Source organism: Centipeda flueggei ATCC 43531 (assembly GCF_000160695.1).
Lineage (GTDB): Bacteria > Bacillota > Negativicutes > Selenomonadales > Selenomonadaceae > Centipeda > Centipeda flueggei.
In genome coordinates, this window is record NZ_GG694007.1 from 13,580 (window position 1) to 29,527 (window position 15,948).

Sequence of the window (15,948 nt, forward strand, 5' to 3'; positions counted from 1 at the left end):
CCACTAATGTCAGTCATTTTTTGAAAAAGAACCGTACCGAGGCACGCCCCTCGCATACGGTTCTTTGTTCTATATTGGCTTTTACTCCGCGAGCCGCAGGAGTCCCGGCTGCTCGATATGCCACTTTTCATTGCGCTGGGTAAAGAGCGCAGGCATATCAACGGTGATATGATGATATGTCTTTCCTGCCTCATAGCGTGTGGCAAACGTCTCCTTCATGCCGCCATCGTCGTGCATTTTCTGATCGTAGGGGAACATGGGGCTCGGGATGACGGCAAAGTCGCCCGGCTGTCCCGGAATGTCATACGCCCAAAAGGTAGCCTCATTGAGGTCCTCGACCGTCTCGAACTTCGGCATCGTCTTGCCATTCTCGACGGCCGCGTGATCGGAGCAGACAAGGAGGTGCAGTCCGTACTTCGTGATGAGCGGCACGCACAGCTCCGCGCCCTTCGTGCGGTCAAAGTTCTCGCACAGGGCATGGTAGTCGTCGAGAAGATCCTGCCAGATCGGTTTGCTCTCAAGGAGGGCGTCGAGGTCAAGATCCTCGTCCTCGTCTTCCTCCTCGTGCTTCTCCGACTCCGATGCCGGTTCTGGTTCAGGTTCCGGCTCAGGCGCTGGCAGCTCCGGTTCTGGTTCCGGCGCCGGCAGCTCCGGTTCTGGTTCCGGCGCCGGCAGCTCCTGTTCTGGCTCAGGCGCCGACAGCTCCGGCTCTGGAACCTGCGTCTCCTCTGGCACAGATTCCTTCGCCAATGACGGTGCCGCCGGCCGTCCCCCTCCCTCTGCAAGAGCTGTCTCGAGCTGTGCGATCTTCTCCTTCAATTGGGTGATCTCACTAGCGGTCATGCTGTCCTTTGCTGCAGCGCTTTTGATCTCATTCGAGAGACGCTCCGCTTCTTTGCGCAGCCACGCGACACTCCCTTCAAGCGCATCAACTGTTCCGCCTGTCTGCCGCCATGCATAGTAGGCCGCCACGGAGGCGATACCGACACTCGCAATAACGAGGACAAACGACAATATTGTCATAACATCCGCCATCACCGGATGAATAAAGCCCGCGGTCTGCACCGCTGCAGACGCCGCTTCTGTTTCCATAGATCATCTTCCTTTCCCTTTTTCTCAGTATCCCTATGCCATATCTTGTTAAGTTCTCTATAATAGAGTAAAAATCCTGCAATAAATTCACAGAAAAAGAGCCGCTCCACGTGAAGCGACTCTGCCCGTCAAAAGAGAATAACAGGTGTGCTGATCAGCACGCACCGGCAATGGCTGCGCCGAGCTTCTTGCTGCCCTCGATGCCCTCATCGTCCGGCTCATTCTCGACGATGAAGGTATCGACGAGATTGGCGCCCGCTTCTTTCGTGCGCTCGGACCACGTCTCCATCCATGCGCCTGCACCCCAGCCCCACGAGCCAAAGAGCACGACCGGCTTGCCAGAAAGCTTGCCGCTGTCAACCGCAGCTGCGAAGAACGGCTCGTATGAGCCCTCCTCCAGCTCCTCTGCCCCCATCGAGGGGCAGCCGAGTGCGAGACCGTCAAAGCCGTCGATCTGATCGACGGAGAAGCTGTCCACCTCGAAGCACTCGACGTCGGCACCTGCGCCCTTTGCCCCCTCGACGACAGCCTCTGCCATCTTCTGCGTATTGCCCGTGCCGGACCAGTACACAACTGCTACCTTTGCCATGTGAAATCCTCCTCATGAAAATATCCCCTCTGCCCTGCAGCGACAAGAGACTGCCGCTCGATGCATGGTTCTCGGGTGTGATTGTTCTGTTTCTATTATAGCGAAAATTCGCATCACTGACAACCGAATCTTTTCTATCTATAAATAGATAAAATCTTGGAAACATCGCGTCATTGACAAAGCGGCGCGTCTATGCTACGTTTAATCGGTATCAACGAAGAGAGGCTACCATATGATACAGCTAAAGAATATCATCAAAACATACGCAGGCGATGTGCATGCCCTGCGCGGCATTGATCTCACGATCGAACGCGGCAGCATCTATGGCATCATTGGGCTGTCAGGCGCAGGAAAATCGACGCTCATCCGCTGCATCAATATGCTTGAGCGCCCGACGAGCGGCGCTGTCCTCGTGGACGGACGCGATCTCATGCAGGTCTCGGAGAGCGAGCTGCGCGAGGAGCGGCGGCACATCGGCATGATTTTTCAGCACTTTAATCTGCTGTCCTCTGCGACGGTCTACGACAACGTGGCATTCCCGCTGCGGCTCGCGGGAAAGTCTGCCGAGGAGATCCGCCCCAAGGTGACGGAACTGCTCACGCTGGTCGGGCTCGGCGATAAGGCAAATTCCTACCCGAGCCATCTCTCGGGCGGGCAGAAGCAGCGCGTCGGCATCGCGCGCGCACTCGCAGGAGATCCGAAGGTACTGCTCTGTGACGAGGCAACCTCGGCGCTCGACCCGCAGACAACGAAGTCCATCCTCGCGCTCATCCGCGACATCAACCGCCGCATGGGACTGACCGTCGTCGTCATCACGCATGAAATGCAGGTCATCAAGGATATCTGTGAGCGCGTTGCCGTCCTCGACGGCGGCATCATCGCCGAGGAGGGCGATGTGGTGGACGTGTTCACCGCACCGCAGCAGCCGATCACGAAGGAGTTCATCAGCGTGCTCCTATCGAACGAGCTGCCGACGGCATTTCGCGGAAATTCCATCGAAGAAGCGCCGAGCGAGGGGAGCTATATGCTCCTGCGCCTTACATTCCTCGGCGAGCGCGCGGACGATCCCGTGCTCGCGGAGATGATCCGCCGCTTCCCAACCATTGAGGTGACGATGCTCTTCGGTACACTCGACCAGATCAAGGAGCTGCCGTTCGGGCGCATGATTATCGGGATGCGCGGTGCACCGGAGGAGATACAGCGCGCCATTGACTATCTCTCGGAACGGCATTTGAAACAGGAGGTGATCGGCTATGTCCGCCGAAATGATTCCCCTGCTGACTAAGGCACTCGGAGAGACCGTCTATATGGTCGCGGTCAGTATGGTCATCTCGAGTGCGCTCGGCATCCCGCTCGGTGTGCTCCTGCACGTGACAGCGCGGGGCGAGATCCTCGATGCGCCGGCGGTGAACCGCTCGATCGGCGCGGTGGTCAACGCGATCCGCTCCATCCCGTTCATCATCCTGATGGTGGCAATCATCCCGCTGACCCGTCTCATCGTCGGCTCGGCGATCGGCACGACGGCGGCGATGGTGCCGCTCGTCATCGCCTCTGTCCCCTTCATCGGGCGGCAGGTGGAGACCTCGCTGCGCGAGGTGCCGCACGGTCTCATCGAAGCGGCGCTCTCCATGGGGGCGACGCCGCTGCAGATTGTGACGCGCGTGCTCCTGCCGGAGTCCATGCCCGGCATCGTCAGCCAGCTCACGACGGTCGTCATCGCACTCGTCGGCGAGTCCGCCATGGCCGGTGCGATCGGCGGCGGCGGTCTTGGTGATCTCGCGATCCGCTACGGCTATCAGCGGTTCCGCCCCGACATCATGCTCGCGACCGTCGTCATTCTCATCGTTCTCGTCCAGCTCGTGCAGTTTGCAGGCAATACCCTCGCCGCACGGCTGAATAAGAAATAAATTCTTAGAGATCAATTTTTCAAAGGAGGTACTTTATGAAAAAACTGCTCGCTCTTGTGCTTGCCGTCACCGCATTTGCCCTCGCCGGCTGCGGCGGCAGCGCAGACAAGCCCGCCGACAACGCCAAGGCGGAGAAGGTCGTCAAGGTCGGTGCATCGCCCGTTCCCCACGCGGAGATCCTCGAGGCGATCCGCCCCGAGCTCGAAAAGGAAGGCGTAAAACTCGAGATCGTCGAATTCAACGACTATGTTCAGCCGAACATCGCCACGAACGATAAGGAGATCGACGCGAACTTCTTCCAGCACGAGCCATACCTGAAGAATTTTGTTGAGGAGCACCCCGAGCTGAAGCTCGTGAACGTTCTCGGTGTCCACATCGAGCCGATGGGTGTCTACTCGCACAAGATCAAGAAGCTCGACGAGCTGAAGGACGGCGCATCCGTCTCCATCCCGAGCGATCCGACGAACGGCGGCCGTGCGCTGCTGCTCCTCGCGCGTGCGAACCTCATCAAGCTGAAGGACGGTGCCGGTACGACGGCGACGGTGCAGGACATCGTCGACAACCCGAAGTACCTCAAGATCCAGGAGATCGAGGCGCCGCAGCTGCCGCGCACGCTGGATGACGTCGATATCTCCGTCATCAACACGAACTGGGCAATGCAGGCGGATCTCGTGCCGACGCGCGACGCCCTCATTATGGAGGACAAAACCTCGCCGTACGTCAACATCCTCGTCGTCCGCCAGGGCGATGAGAACCGCCCCGAGATTCAGGCGCTCATCAAGGCGCTCCACTCTGAGACGGTCAAGAACTTCATCAACGATAAGTACAAGGGCGCGATTGTTCCCGCGTTCTGACGACAACGCAAAAGAGCGCTGTACGATATTTGATATCGTACAGCGCTTTTTTCATCCATTTTCACGGTGTCGCGGGCGTCTCCGCGCTCACCGCACCGCGCCGAATCATGTCACCGACGCGCAGATCATAGGTAAGTGCCATCTTGTGCAGGGTCTCTGCTCGAGCGAAGTCCTCGGTCGTGCCTCCGTTCAGCCCCTTCACAAAGCTCTCATACGCGCCGATAAACGCCTCGGTCGCCGCCTTGCGCTGTGCAGCAAGATACTGTGCGCCGTGGGGAACATCTACGCCGTCCAGCTCCTTCTGATACTTCTTGAGCAGGGGAATCATATCCTCCTGCAGGAGATGTGTCAGCGACTTGCGGTACACCGTCGTATAGGTACTGCGTCCCGTCTCGGTCAGATTGCGGAACTCCCGCTGCTTCGAGCGAAATACACCATTATAGCGATCCACAATAGGACGCGTTGCATCGATGTAACGTCCCAGATTGCTTGCCGCAGCCTTCTGCACGGCCTCGAGATAGGCGCGGTAATTCGTCACGCGTACGACCCGCCAGCCCGTATCGCCGCGCTCCATGCGCAGCTGGAGGGGAAACTCCAGCGCTGTCCCCTCGTCACGCACGGTGATGTTCGCCGTCGCGGCACTCCCATCCCGCTCTACGCTGTCAATGTGCAGGAGTGTCGTATCACGCAGGTGACTGTACTCCATGAGATACTCAAAATCGATACCAAGCTGACGCCCCTTCAGAGGATCCACCCCCTCCGGGGACGGCCACGTTCCGCTCCCGACAGCCGTCTCAATACTGTCCACGATCCCTGCCGCAACACTATCCTTGATCTTCTCGTAGAATTTCCCCGAGGCGCTGCGTTCCTTTGCCTTCAGATGCGTATCCCCCGAGAAGAGCACATAGGTGAGATCATCATAGCCCGATGCCGTCATCGATGCGATATCGACACGGCGCTGAAAGGCCTGCACATCATGTGCAGCAAGCGCTGCCGCAGCCTGCTCAAGCGCATAGGAGGGGCGCTGAATATAGTAGCCGAGATACCAACCGAGAATCGTGATCGTCAGAGCGATCACCCCCGCCGCCACACGAAATTTACGCTGACGCGCTTTGCGCCGGCGTGCCAGACGCACGCGCCACGCAAACTCATCCAGCGCCATTGCCGCACCTCCCTTTGCACGAACTTTAATGCTGTTATTATAGCACGGAATATCCCTCGCGTTCAATCGGCAAAAATAAGTCTCCACGCAAAAGGACTGCTGCATGAATCCAACATCTTCGTGCAGCAGCCCCATGTTTCATCCGTTCACTGTACTCCCAGCACCTCATCCATCGACGCCTTCATCTGTGCGATGGCGGTGTTGAGATCATCGCGCCCGATGTTCAGCGGCGGATTGAAGTAAAGCACGTCGCCGAGCGGGCGCAGGAGCAGCCCGTGCCGGAGCGCACGACGATAGATCGCATAGCCAAGGCGGCGACTGGGATCAAAGGGACGCTTCGCTTCGCGATCCTCGACCAGCTCAACCGCATGAATCAGCCCAATGTGGCGGATCTCGCCGACGTTCGGATGCGCACCGAACGTCTCCGTCATGCGTGCAGTCAGCCACGATGCTGTCTCCTCCGCCCGCTCCAGAATATTCTCCTCATCGAGAATGTCGAGCACGGCGAGCGCCGCGCTGCAGCCGAGCGGATTCCCCGCGTACGTATGACTGTGCATGAACGCCTTGCCCTCGCTCCAGTCGGCATAGAATGCCTCGTAGATCTTCTCCTTGACGACGGTGATGGACATGGGCATATAGCCTCCCGTCAGTCCCTTCGAGAGGCACATGAGATCAGGCGTAATCCCCGCACGCTCACACGCAAAGAGCCGTCCCGTGCGCCCGAACCCCGTCGCAATCTCGTCGGCGATGAGGAGGACATCGTACGCGTCACAGAGGGCGCGCAGCTTCCTGAGATATTCCTCGGGATAGATGCGCATCCCCGCACTCCCCTGCAGGAGCGGCTCGACGATCATCGCTGCCGTCTCGTGCCCGTGCGCGGCAAAGGCACGCTCTGCATGCTCAAAACACGCGCAGGAGCAGGTGCCGCGTGTCTCCCCATAGGGACAGCGGTAGCAGTCGGGCGCCTCGATATGGATGTTGTCCATCATCATCGGCTTGTACATCTCGGCAAAGAGATCCATGCTCCCCACCGAGAGCGCGCCGATCGTCTCGCCGTGATAGCTCTCCGAGAGGCACATGAAGCGAATTTTTTTCGTGCGCCCCGTCTGCTGGCAGTATTGGAAGGACATCTTGAGCGCCGCCTCGACCGCAGAGGAACCATTGTCGTTGAAGTGGAACTTCGTCAGTCCCTCGGGCACAAGCGCCGTCAGACGCTCGGCAAGTTCGATCGCGCCGCGGTGCGAGAAATTTGCAAAGATCACATGCTCGAGGCGGTCGAGCTGCGCCTTGATGTGTGCGTTGATCTTCTCGTTGGAATGCCCCAGGAGATTTGCCCACCAAGAGCTCACAATATCGAGATAGGACTTGCCGTGCACATCGCAGAGCCATGGACCCTTTGCGTGGTCAATGACCATCGGCGGCAGCTCCTCATAGTCCTTCATCTGCGCGCACGGATGCCAGATCCGGCGCAGGTCGCGCTCCTCAATTGTCGGCATAAAAATGACCCCTCCTACGAAAGCACTGATACACGCGGTGCTTTCCTAAACACACATTACACACAAAGCACGAAGTTTTTCCTTTCGTGCGGCAGCTTCCTCTACAGAGTTCCTATGCCCCCAGCACCTCATCCATCGACGCCTTCATCCATGCGATGGCGGTGCTGAGGTCATCACGCCCGATGTTCAGCGGCGGATTGAAGTAAAGCACGTCGCCGAGCGGGCGCAGGAGCAGCCCGTGCCGGAGCGCACGGCGATAGATCGCATAGCCAAGGCGGCGTCCTCCGTCAAAAGGACGCTTCGTCTCACGATCCTCGACCAGCTCAACTGCGTGAATCAACCCGATGCGACGGATCTCGCCGACGTTCGGATGCGCACCGAACGTCTCCGTCATGCGCGCAGTCAGCCACGATGCGGTCTCCTCCGCGCGCTCCAGAATATTCTCCTCATCGAGAATGTCGAGCACGGCGAGCGCCGCGCTGCAGCCGAGCGGATTGCCCGCATACGTGTGACCTTGCATGAACGCCTTGCCCTCGCTCCAGTCCGCATAGAACGCGTCGTAGATCTTTTCCTTGACGACGGTGATGGCCGTGGGCATATAGCCGCTTGTCAGCCCCTTTGAGAGGCACATGAGATCGGGCGTGATGCCCGCACGCTCACACGCAAAGAGCCGTCCCGTGCGCCCGAACCCCGTCGCAATCTCGTCGGCGATGAGCAGGACATCGTATGCGTCGCAGAGGGCGCGCAGCTTCCTGAGATAGTCCTCGGGGTAGATGCGCATCCCCGCGCACCCCTGCAGGAGCGGCTCGACGATCATCGCCGCCGTCTCGTGTCCGTGTGCAGCAAAGGCACGCTCCGCATGCTCAAAACACGCGCAGGAGCAGCTGTCGCGCGTCTCCCCATAGGGGCAGCGATAGCAGTCGGGTGCCTCGATATGGATAGTGTCCATCATCATCGTCTTGTACATCTCGGCAAAGAGATCCACGCCCCCCACGGAGAGCGCCCCGATTGTCCCTCCGTGATACCCTTCAGAAAGGCACATAAACCGCGTCTTTTTCGTACGCCCTGTCTGCTGACAGTACTGAAACGCCATCTTGAGCGCCGCCTCTACAGCGGACGAGCCGTTATCGTTGAAATTGAACTTCGTCAGTCCCTCGGGCACGAGCATCGCCAGCCGCTCTGCAAGCTCAATCGCGGGACGATGGGAGAAATTCGCAAAGACGACGTGCTCGAGCCGCCTCAGCTGCGCCGTAATCCGCGCATCGATCTTCTCGTTCGTATGTCCGAGGAGATTTGCCCACCACGAACTGATAATATCGAGATAGCCCTTGCCGTGCACATCGTAGAGCCATGCCCCCTTTGCGTGATCGATCACCATCGGCGGCAGCTGCTCATAGTCCTTCATCTGCGCGCACGGGTGCCAGATATGGCGCAGGTCACGCTCCTCAATCGTCGGCATAAAAGCTCTCCTCCTGCGGAATCACGGATAAAACAGTCCCCAGGATTGGCGTAGATTTTCCGCCGAAGTGCGGGAAAATAGGCGTCAAGAGCCGCGGGCTGAATTGATCAGTGCTTCCCTAAACACACATTACTCATACAGCGCGGCAAGCGCATCCGCCCTCATCGGCAGTTCCGCCGCGCCGTGCGGCACACACGCCAAGACACGCGCTCCCGTGATCTCCTCGACCATCCGCACATTGTCCTCCTGCATCAGACCGCCCTGCCAATTGTTGAAGATAAAGCCCCGCAGGGGAATGCCGCGCGCACGCAGATGCTCTGCCGTCAGCACAGCGGCATTGATCGTTCCGAGCCCTGCATCGGCAACAACGAGCGCAGCGAGCCCCAGCCGCACGGCAAGATCGTCAAGGACGACGTGCTCATCGCCGTCCCAGCGCAGCGGGCAGATAATGCCGCCGCTCCCCTCCACCGTCAGATAGTCCGTGCGCTCCTTCGCGCGGCGGTAGTCCTGCGCCACCTTTGCAAAATCCATCGGGCGGTGCTCGATCTGCGCCGCGAGATGCGGTGAGACCGCATCTCGATAGACATAGGAGACAGTGACATCCGCCGCATCGAGCTCCGCGACACGCGCCACATGGAGCGCATCACCCGGCAGGAGCGTACCGTCCGCGGCGACCTCCGCGCCCGAGAGTGCCGCCTTATAGTAGCCCGCCGCAACCCCCGCGTCACGGAGACATTTCACAATCAGCCCCGTGACATACGTCTTGCCGATGTCCGTCCCCGTTCCCGTGACAAATAACGCCTTACCCACGTATGATGCGCCTCCTGTCAGACATCCATGCGATTCGCATGCACCGCTGCCCCCTGCACGGGAGCAGTGCTCCGCGGCTGCGTCTCCTGCGTCTCACGAATCCAGAGCCCCGCCTTGTAGAGGCGAATCCCGGCGTACGCCGCCGCGACGCAGAGCAGGAAGTCCGGCAGAACCTGCAGCACGCCGCAGTACCAGACCGCCACCCAGAAACCGATCGGCGCGTCGATAATGTAGTTCGATATGAAGTAGAAATACGGGATGCCGAGGGCATAGAGCACCACCATGCCTGCTGCACACGCGGCAAGTGCACGCCGGAACGTCGGCACGCCGCGGCGCGCCAGCGCGCCCGTCACCCAGCCCTGCAGGATGAAGCCGACGAGATAGCCGAACGTCGGCTGAAGCACATAGGCAGGGCCGCCGCCCGAGGCGAACACGGGAATCCCCACGAGCCCCATGAGTACATACGTGCCGATGGCGAGCGCACCAAGCCGCGCACCGAGCATCAGCCCCGCGAGCAGGGTAAAGAGGAACTGCAGCGTGTAGACATCCGTACCCACAGGGATGCGCACGAACGTCCCGACCGTAATGAGCGCGATAAACAGCCCGCATAGGATTACTTCACGTAACTTCATAATCTTCAGATACCTCCATAAAAACTGACAGACCCATAGACTTGCTTTATCTTACTCGCTATTTTATTTATTGTCAACCAGAATATTCTATGTAGGTTTACTAAAGTTGTATATCGATTGCATATAAAAAAGACGGGACTGCTGCACGAAGCCGAAGCTTTGTGCAGCAGTTCCATCGAGTCACTTTGCACACGAGCGGACGATCCCCTTACCGTTTCGTCACCTTCACACGATCCATCTCCGTGCCGTCGGACAGGAAACACGCGATCTCAAGCCGATCATCCCGGACCTCCATCGTGAGATAGTTATCCGTCTCCGGCTGCGGAAGCGTCACCTCATCAAAAGCATGGTCAACCCAAAGATTCGGATAGCGAACATTCCCCGCAACACCCGTGAGGATATAGAGCGGTCCCTTGCGGTTCTGCGTTTTCTCAAAACCGTAGATATGCCCACGATTGCGGTATGTATGCAGATGTGCCGTAAAGACAACATCAATGCTGAGTTCGTCAAAGACGGGCATCCATACGCGTCCGATCTCCTCATCAATGCCCTCACTGCGCTCGGGGCGTCCATGAATACGGTATCGCAGCACGTCCTTGTGCATGAGAACGATATTCCACTTACGCCGATGTGCCTTCAAGTCGCGGCGGATCCATGCCAGCTGTTCCTCGGTCAGACCGTCCTGAAAATCCCCGATTTCCTTTTGCTGAGTACAGAGGACGATATAGTGCACATTACCGTAATCAAAGGAATAGTAGTACCGCTCGAATTGTCTGCTCCCGTTGCGCGGCGTCTTAAAGTAGTTCAGGTATGCCGTCGGCAGACGCGTCTCCCATTGGCGGTCATAGGTCTCATGATTCCCCATGACGGGAGCTATCGGAATCACGCGCTCCATCTCATCCAGCCCGGTGAAGAACGCTGTCCACTGCGCACGATCCTCGCCGTTGTCCACGAGGTCGCCAAGGCAGGCAAAAAACGCGGCATCTGTGTTGCGTGCCCACGCAAGATGTGCAAGCTGCTGCCAATCCGCATAGTCGCTCGACTGGCTGTCGGGAAAAAGAAGCATCTTATACGGTGCATCAGCAGCAGGGGTATAGAGTTCCTGCCAGCCCGTCGCCCCGTCATTCGCCTCAATGCGATAGCGATACTTCGTCCCCGGTACCAGCCTGTCGATCTCCGCCGTATACTGATACACCGTCACACCATCATCGGAAAACGCTGCATCGTTCACAGGGATGCGCCGGATTTCCTCCGAGTTCTCCGCCCGTATCTCGACCATCTGATCCATCCCGTCTGCATCGGTCTCCCACATGAGGACACGGCTGCTCCCGGGATCCGAGGTGATGATCTGCCGCAGGCGTTCGATATAGAGAGTATTGGGAAAGGGATGCAGCCCCTTCCTGCGCAGCCACTCCATACCGGCAAGCTTCCAGAGCGCCGCACCGCCTGCAGCGGCTGTCCCCGCCGCTATCGCCGCCTTGATAAACATACGGCGCGTAAACGTCTTTTTCCTTTCCATCAATTTCTTCCTCTCTCCTATATAAAGGAATCACTGATACATCTAAGGAATCACACGAGCCTTACCCGCGCTCCGCCTGCATATAGCAGGATGCGCGTTCTCCCGCCGTGAGCGCATGTCCGCCCGCTCGCAGGCGCAGATAGTGCGCCGTGTCCACACAGCTGATGCGTCCGCCGGGCAGATACGCGCCCGTGTCGCAGGCGATGATATTGTTCGGCAGAAAGAGCGGCACCGCTGCGCCGCCGCGCCGCAGCATCTGCGTCGGCGTATGTCCGACAACAACCAACGTGCTGCCGTGATACCCCGCGAAAAACTTCTCACGAATCCAAAGCATATCCTCCCGGCAGTCCTCCGCCGCAGGATTCACACCCGCATGAACGAAGAGAATGTCCTCACCGGCATGCAATGTGCGGAAGGAAATCGGGCGTGACCGAACGAATGCCGTCAGCGATTCCGCCTCCGCCTTTGGCAGAGCGGCAAGCTGCTTCCTCGTGATCCTGCCGCCGTTCGCCAGCCAGAGATCGAAGTGCCCCATGATCGTACGCCCCAGTCCATACGCATCAATATAGCTGAGCATCATCGCCTCGTGGTTGCCCATGAGTGCGTGGACATTGCGGTACTTCTCCACCTGCCGCTGCACGAACTGCAGGGCACGGACAGGCGCGGCGCCGCGGTCAATATAGTCGCCGAGAAAGACGAGCAGATCCCGCTCATCGTCAAACGCAATCTTCTTCCAGAGACGCTCGAGGCCGTCTGCCTCCCCGTGCACATCGCCGACAGCAAGAATCCGGCGAAACATCCGATCGCCCCCCTCCGCAATAAACATTTCTATTATATCGTAAGAACCCTGAAATCCGCATGAGAATATCCCGTATACAAAACGCTGTCTCCGCATAACATTGACAATCGTCCCATGGAGATATATGATAGTGCAGGATAAATTTGTTTATTTTCAGGCAGGAGGACGCACATGATAGAACGCTATACGCGGCCGGAAATGGGGCATCTCTGGTCAATTCAGAACGAGTGGCAGACCATTCTGAACGTCGAGATCGCTGCGTGTGAGGCAATGGCGGAACTGGGCGAGATCCCCGCCGCCGCCGTAGAGAACATCAAGGCAAAGGCAAAGTTTGACGTCGCGCGCATCAACGAGATCGAAAAGACCACCGACCACGACATCATTGCCTTTCTCACGAACCTCGAGGAGAATATCGGAGAGGACTCGAAATACATCCACAAGGGACTCACCTCGAGCGACGTGAAGGACACGGCATACTGCGTCATGATGCGCGACGCCGCCGCCATCATCCTCGACGATCTGCAGGAATTCCGCACCGTGCTCCGCCGCCGCGCGAACGAGTTCCGTCATACGCCGTGCATTGGACGTACACACGGCATCCACGCGGAGCCGATGACCTTTGGGCTGAAGCTTCTGCTCTGGAGTGCAGAGATCGAGCGCGACATCGAGCGTCTTACGCATGCCAAGAAAATCGTCTCCGTCGGCAAGCTCTCGGGCGCCGTCGGCACCTACTCCAACATCAACCCGCGCATCGAGGAACTGACGTGCAAAAAACTGGGGCTGACGCCCGTCCGTCTGGCGACACAGGTCATCCAGCGTGACCGCCACGCCGAGTTCGTCACGACACTCGCCATCATCGCGAGCACCTTGGAAAAAATCGCCACCGAGATCCGCAACCTCCAGCGCACGGACATCCGTGAGGCAGAGGAGTTCTTCAAGGCGGGACAGAAGGGCTCGTCGGCGATGCCGCACAAGCGCAATCCGATCAACTGCGAGCGCGTCTCGGGCATGGCACGACTCGTGCGCGGCAACGCCGTCGCGGCGATGGAGGACATCACCCTCTGGCATGAACGCGACATCTCGCATTCCTCCGTCGAGCGCGTCATCCTGCCCGACAGCACGATCAATGTGGACTACTGTCTGCACAAGCTGACCGGCATCGTGGACAAGCTCCTCGTCTACCCAGACGCCATGCTGCACAACATGAACCGCACGGGTGGTCTCATCTACAGTCAGCGCATCCTCACGGCACTCGTCAACAAGGGCATCCTGCGTCAGACTGCCTACGTCTGGGTGCAGCGCAACGCCATGAAGCGCTGGCTCGACAAGGAGGACTTCCGCACGAACGTCGAGAAGGACGCCGACATCTCCGCCCACCTCACGAAGGAGGAAATCGACGCGTGCTTTGACTACCAGTACTTCCTGCGCAACGTCGACGACATCTTTGCACGATTTGATCTCTAAGGAGAAGAAATAAGGGGGACTCATTATGTCAACCATCGTTATTACGGGTACGCAGTGGGGCGACGAGGGCAAAGGGAAAATCGTCGACTACCTCGCGAGCAAGGCAGACACCGTCGTCCGCTATCAGGGCGGCTGCAATGCGGGACACACCGTCGTCGCGGCAGGCGAAGAGTATAAACTCCGCCTCCTGCCCTCAGGCATCCTCTACAAGGGCACGCACAACATCATCGCGAACGGCGTCGCCTTTGACCCCGAGGTCTGTCTGCAGGAGATGGACGCCATGGCGGCGCGCGGCATCGACACATCGAACATTCGCATCTCCGACCGTGCGCACGTCGTCATGCCCTACCACCGACTGATGGACGGCATCGGCGACGCCCAGCGCGGCGCAGACAAGATCGGCACCACGGGACGCGGCATCGGCCCCTGCTACATGGATCGTGACGACCGCATTGGCATCCGCGTCTGTGACCTCATTGACGGCGCAGAGTTTGCCAAAAAGCTCAAGAAGAACCTCGACAACAAGAACGCAGAGCTCGCCGCCGTCTACCACCATGAGCCTCTTGACTATGACGAGGTGCTGAAGGAGTACCAGGGCTACGCAGAACGTCTGCGTCCGCTCGTCACCGACACCATTCCCCTCATCAACGAGGAGATCGCCGCGGGGCGCAAAATTCTCTTCGAGGGCGCACAGGCGACCATGCTGGACATCGACTACGGCACCTACCCCTACGTCACCGCCTCACACCCCATCTCGGGCGGCGTCACCATCGGCGCGGGGGTTGCGCCGAAGAAGATCGACAAGGTCGTCGGTGTTGTCAAGGCATACTGCACACGCGTCGGCGAGGGTCCCTTCCCCACAGAGCAGCTGAATCCCATCGGAGAGAAACTGCGCGAGGCGGGGCATGAGTTCGGCACCGTCACGGGGCGTCCGCGCCGCACCGGATGGCTCGATGCCGTCGTCGTCCGCCATGCGGGGATGCTCTCGGGCATCGACTACATGGCGGTCACACGTCTCGACATCCTTGACGGCTTTGACGAGATCAAGATCTGCACGGGCTACAAGTACAGGGGAGAGCTCCTCAAGGGCGTTCCCGCAAGCCTCAACGTCCTCGCCGAGGTCGAGCCGGTCTATGAAACCTTCCCGGGCTGGAAGACGGACATCTCCGGCATCCGCAGCTACGGCGACCTCCCCGAAAAGGCACGCAAATACCTCGAGCGCATGGCAGAGATCACGGGCATCGCCCTCGGCGTCATCTCCGTCGGACCCTCACGCGAGCAGACCATCGTCCTTGCAAACGACTTGTTCTAAGAGAATACAAAAACGGCACGGTATGAATCATCTCACATCGTGCCGTTTGACTTATTCAGATGTCCACTGGGGGATACACACAGATGATAAATACTCAACCATCAGCAGCATCATCAACTAATGCCAAAGAAATCCCCGCAGAAGAGCGAAATCATCTCACCCGTATATCGATATCGCAATTACAGAAGCCGAGCAGGAATACCTCACGAACGGAATCCTGATGGATGCATCTTAGGCACTTCTCTCGCTGCGAAACAAACATTTTGGATAAGCTGTTTTTCTCATCTCTTGACGGAATAGGTACTTCTTTTACTGTGCCGACTCCACCTTATCCAGTTTCATGGAGTATCCCATGATATCCCCGACTTCCTTTATCGTCCCATATACCGTGACATTCTGCCCCTTTTTCAATGCCAGAACAGCATCTTTTAGTTCCTTATTCTTAGCATCTACATCACAATGAATGTGAATCATCGTGTACTTTGCTGCTGTGCCATCAATGGTAATATACTTCACATCCGAATCAATATTACCGATATGTCCACCAATGATCTTTACTGCCTTTCCCTTATAATTCTGATTCGCAGAGGCAGCATTATCCTTTGCTTCACTGAGCAGCACATTGATATCCGCCTCTGCGTATTCCTTCTGTTTTTCTTGCTGCTGTGTGGTAGTGGTTGAATTCCCCTTGTTCGCATTGTCTGACTTATCCTTTCCACCGCCACCACAAGAACCAACCAAGCTGACGACAACCACAATACCGACCAGCCCTAAGAGCGCCTTCTTAAACTTGCCCATAACAAACATCTCCTTTGTAACTTAAAGCGCAGTGCTTCTCATCTACATCTATTAA

The 15,948-nt window shown here is 58.2% G+C and carries 15 protein-coding genes; 5 read left to right on the forward strand and 10 right to left on the reverse strand.

What is annotated here, in order from left to right:
• Positions 1 to 81 precede the first annotated feature (81 nt).
• Positions 82 to 1,092: a TMF family protein gene (locus HMPREF0908_RS05690; RefSeq protein WP_006690490.1), complete on the reverse strand. Its 1,011-nt coding sequence runs from the start codon at positions 1,090 to 1,092 to the stop codon at positions 82 to 84.
• Between the two features lie 154 nt (positions 1,093 to 1,246).
• Entirely contained in the window at positions 1,247 to 1,681 is a 435-nt protein-coding gene (locus HMPREF0908_RS05695) for a flavodoxin (RefSeq protein ID WP_006690491.1), read from the reverse strand.
• A gap of 232 nt (positions 1,682 to 1,913) precedes the next feature.
• Between HMPREF0908_RS05695 and HMPREF0908_RS05700 the strand changes: the two genes are divergently transcribed.
• From HMPREF0908_RS05700 to HMPREF0908_RS05710, 3 genes are read left to right on the forward strand one after another with little or no spacing between them, the layout of a single operon-like run.
• Positions 1,914 to 2,966 carry a methionine ABC transporter ATP-binding protein gene (locus HMPREF0908_RS05700; protein ID WP_006690492.1) on the forward strand — a complete coding sequence of 351 codons (1,053 nt, stop codon included), beginning with the start codon at positions 1,914 to 1,916 and terminating at the stop codon, positions 2,964 to 2,966.
• A complete protein-coding gene (locus tag HMPREF0908_RS05705) occupies positions 2,935 to 3,588 on the forward strand; it encodes a methionine ABC transporter permease (RefSeq protein ID WP_040572534.1) in 654 nt (217 codons plus the stop codon). Before HMPREF0908_RS05700 ends, HMPREF0908_RS05705 begins: the two co-directional genes overlap by 32 nt.
• A gap of 35 nt (positions 3,589 to 3,623) precedes the next feature.
• Positions 3,624 to 4,442, forward strand: coding sequence for a MetQ/NlpA family ABC transporter substrate-binding protein (locus HMPREF0908_RS05710; RefSeq protein ID WP_006690494.1), 819 nt, complete (start codon positions 3,624 to 3,626; stop codon positions 4,440 to 4,442).
• A 61-nt stretch (positions 4,443 to 4,503) separates the two neighbouring features.
• On the opposite strand, the gene HMPREF0908_RS05715 is transcribed toward HMPREF0908_RS05710, so the two are convergent.
• The 7 genes from HMPREF0908_RS05715 to HMPREF0908_RS05745 form a co-directional block, all read right to left on the reverse strand.
• Entirely contained in the window at positions 4,504 to 5,604 is a 1,101-nt protein-coding gene (locus HMPREF0908_RS05715; RefSeq protein ID WP_040572535.1) for a DUF2939 domain-containing protein, read from the reverse strand.
• A gap of 146 nt (positions 5,605 to 5,750) precedes the next feature.
• Complete coding sequence (gene bioA, locus HMPREF0908_RS05720) at positions 5,751 to 7,100, reverse strand: adenosylmethionine--8-amino-7-oxononanoate transaminase (RefSeq protein WP_006690496.1); 1,350 nt, start codon at positions 7,098 to 7,100, stop codon at positions 5,751 to 5,753.
• Positions 7,101 to 7,212: 112 nt separating this feature from the next.
• On the reverse strand, positions 7,213 to 8,559 hold the full coding sequence (gene bioA, locus HMPREF0908_RS05725) for an adenosylmethionine--8-amino-7-oxononanoate transaminase (RefSeq protein WP_006690497.1): 1,347 nt from the start codon (positions 8,557 to 8,559) through the stop codon (positions 7,213 to 7,215).
• A gap of 129 nt (positions 8,560 to 8,688) precedes the next feature.
• Positions 8,689 to 9,369, reverse strand: a complete 681-nt coding sequence (bioD, locus tag HMPREF0908_RS05730; protein WP_006690498.1) for a dethiobiotin synthase — start codon at positions 9,367 to 9,369, stop codon at positions 8,689 to 8,691.
• A 17-nt stretch (positions 9,370 to 9,386) separates the two neighbouring features.
• Positions 9,387 to 10,001: a biotin transporter BioY gene (locus HMPREF0908_RS05735; protein WP_006690499.1), complete on the reverse strand. Its 615-nt coding sequence runs from the start codon at positions 9,999 to 10,001 to the stop codon at positions 9,387 to 9,389.
• A gap of 208 nt (positions 10,002 to 10,209) precedes the next feature.
• The gene (locus tag HMPREF0908_RS05740) at positions 10,210 to 11,520 is read right to left on the reverse strand and encodes a purple acid phosphatase family protein (RefSeq protein ID WP_006690500.1); all 1,311 of its coding nucleotides are present in this window, start codon (positions 11,518 to 11,520) and stop codon (positions 10,210 to 10,212) included.
• A 61-nt stretch (positions 11,521 to 11,581) separates the two neighbouring features.
• Positions 11,582 to 12,319: a metallophosphoesterase family protein gene (locus tag HMPREF0908_RS05745; protein WP_040572536.1), complete on the reverse strand. Its 738-nt coding sequence runs from the start codon at positions 12,317 to 12,319 to the stop codon at positions 11,582 to 11,584.
• A 171-nt stretch (positions 12,320 to 12,490) separates the two neighbouring features.
• On the opposite strand from HMPREF0908_RS05745, the gene purB reads away from it, so the two are divergent.
• Both purB and HMPREF0908_RS05755 read left to right on the forward strand, forming a co-directional pair.
• On the forward strand, positions 12,491 to 13,783 hold the full coding sequence (gene purB / locus HMPREF0908_RS05750; RefSeq protein ID WP_006690502.1) for an adenylosuccinate lyase: 1,293 nt from the start codon (positions 12,491 to 12,493) through the stop codon (positions 13,781 to 13,783).
• A gap of 25 nt (positions 13,784 to 13,808) precedes the next feature.
• A complete protein-coding gene (locus HMPREF0908_RS05755) occupies positions 13,809 to 15,095 on the forward strand; it encodes an adenylosuccinate synthase (RefSeq protein WP_006690503.1) in 1,287 nt (428 codons plus the stop codon).
• Between the two features lie 309 nt (positions 15,096 to 15,404).
• Here the strand turns inward: HMPREF0908_RS05755 and HMPREF0908_RS05760 are convergent, their stop codons facing one another.
• On the reverse strand, positions 15,405 to 15,893 hold the full coding sequence (locus HMPREF0908_RS05760; protein ID WP_040572537.1) for an OB-fold protein: 489 nt from the start codon (positions 15,891 to 15,893) through the stop codon (positions 15,405 to 15,407).
• Positions 15,894 to 15,948 lie beyond the last annotated feature (55 nt).